A 1874-nucleotide genomic window follows, 5' to 3' on the forward strand; every position below is an offset into this window, starting at 1 on the left:
CGACGCCACCGGCCTCGCCGCGCTGGGCGAGGTCGAAGACATCGCCATCGTCGCCGCGCCGGGCGCCGCCGCCCTCGCCGCGCCCGCCGACCAGGCCGTGCGCGACGCCCTCATCGGCCACTGCGAGACCCTGCGCTACCGCTTCGCGATCCTCGCCGGCCCCCGCGAGGCCGACCAGGCGGCGATCCGCCAGGTGCGCGGCCAGCACGACTCCAAGTACGCCGCGCTGTACTACCCGTGGCTCGTCGCCAGCACCCCCGGCAGCGCCCGCGAAACCGTGCTGTATTCCCCCGAAGGCGCCATGGCCGGCATCTACGCCCGCAGCGACATCGAACGCGGCGTCCACAAGGCCCCGGCCAACGAGACGGTGCGCGGCGTGCTGCGCTTCTCGCGCAACGTCAACAAAGGCGAGCAGGACGTGCTCAACCCCGAAGGCATCAACTGCCTGCGCTTCTTCGAGGGCCGCGGCTACCGGGTGTGGGGCGCCCGCACCATCAGCTCCGACCCCGAGTGGACCTACCTCAACGTACGCCGGCTGTTCATCTACCTGGAGCACTCCATCGACCGCAGCACCCAGTGGGCGGTGTTCGAGCCCAACAACGAAGAGCTGTGGCTCAAGATCCGCCTCACCATCGAAGGCTTCCTCTACGACACCTGGCGCACCGGCGCCCTGCTCGGCGCGCGTCCCGAGGACGCCTACTTCGTGCGCTGCGACCGCAGCACCATGAGCCAGTCCGACCTCGACAACGGCCGCCTGGTCTGCCTGATCGGGGTGGCCCCCACCAAGCCGGCGGAGTTCGTCATCTTCCGCATCGGCCAATGGACCGCCGACGCCTCCATCGTCTGAGCGCCCCGCCCAGCGTCGATAACCGCACCCTCAAAGGAGCCCAGCAATGGCCACCCTGCGCGAAGACCCCTACGGCCCGTTCAACTTCAAGGTCACCATCAACCCGGCCAGCGGCGGCCAGTTCCGCGGCGGCTTTTCCGACGTCTCGGGCCTGTCCACCGAGATCACCCACGCCGACTACCGCGAAGGCACCGACGCCTTCAACCGCCCGCGCAAGGTGCCGCTCATGTACAAGGCCGGCGACGTCACCCTCAAGCGCGGCCTGATCGCCTCCCTCGACCTCTGGAACTGGGTCAAGCAGGTGCGCCAAGGCAACATGGACGCCCGCGCCACCGTGGTCATCGAGCTGCTGAGCGAAGATCGCGCCCAGACCGTCGCCCAGTGGAAGCTCATCAACGCCCGCCCGTCCAAATGGACCGGTCCGACGCTCGCCGCCAAGGGTGCCTCCGACGTGGCGATGGAAGAACTCACCCTGGTCTGCGAGGACCTGGAATACGAGTGATCCGGCGAGGCACCCCGATGCGCGCCCCCTCTTCCCCGACCCGAGGCCCGTGCCATGAGCGTCGCCCTGCAGGGTAGCCTGTGGCGGCCCGGGCTGCCGCCCGGCGTCTACGCCCAGCAGCCCGCGGTTGCCGCCCGACCGCTGGTACGGCTCGACGTGGCCGCGCTGATCGGCCTTGCCGAGCGGGGGCCGGTCAACACCCCGGTGGCGATCGACGACGTGCGGCAATTCGAGGCGATCTTCGGCCGCGCCCGGAGCGGGCTCAACCTGCCCCTGGCGGTGCGCCTGTTCTTCGCCAACGGCGGCCGGCGCTGCCTGGTGGTGCGCTGCGTCGATCACGCCAACATCCGCACCGCGCGCCTCGTCGTGCCCGGCCTCGTCGCCCTGCAGGGCGGCACCCGCCGGCAGGTCCGCATCGCCGCGCGCAACCCCGGCAGCTGGGGCAACCGCCTCGAAGTGCGTTGCCGCCTCGTCCAGCGCCCGGTCGCCCTCGGGCTCGACGCCGCCGGCCGGATCGTCGTGCCG

3 protein-coding genes are annotated in these 1874 nt (G+C 71.1%); all 3 read left to right on the plus strand.

The annotated features are described in order from the left end of the window. The coding region (locus ACE3P2_RS05655) for a phage tail sheath family protein (RefSeq protein WP_374261972.1) at window positions 1-847 on the plus strand (847 nt) is incomplete at its 5' end. Window positions 848-893: 46 nt separating this feature from the next. After that, the gene (locus ACE3P2_RS05660; RefSeq protein ID WP_374261974.1) at window positions 894-1349 is read left to right on the plus strand and encodes a phage tail protein; all 456 of its coding nucleotides are present in this window, start codon (window positions 894-896) and stop codon (window positions 1347-1349) included. A gap of 54 nt (window positions 1350-1403) precedes the next feature. Then, window positions 1404-1874, plus strand: a 471-nt coding sequence (locus ACE3P2_RS05665; protein WP_374261976.1) for a hypothetical protein, incomplete at its 3' end; no start/stop codon positions are given.

Source organism: Zoogloea sp. (assembly GCF_041911615.1).
In the GTDB taxonomy this organism is placed as follows: domain Bacteria; phylum Pseudomonadota; class Gammaproteobacteria; order Burkholderiales; family Rhodocyclaceae; genus Zoogloea.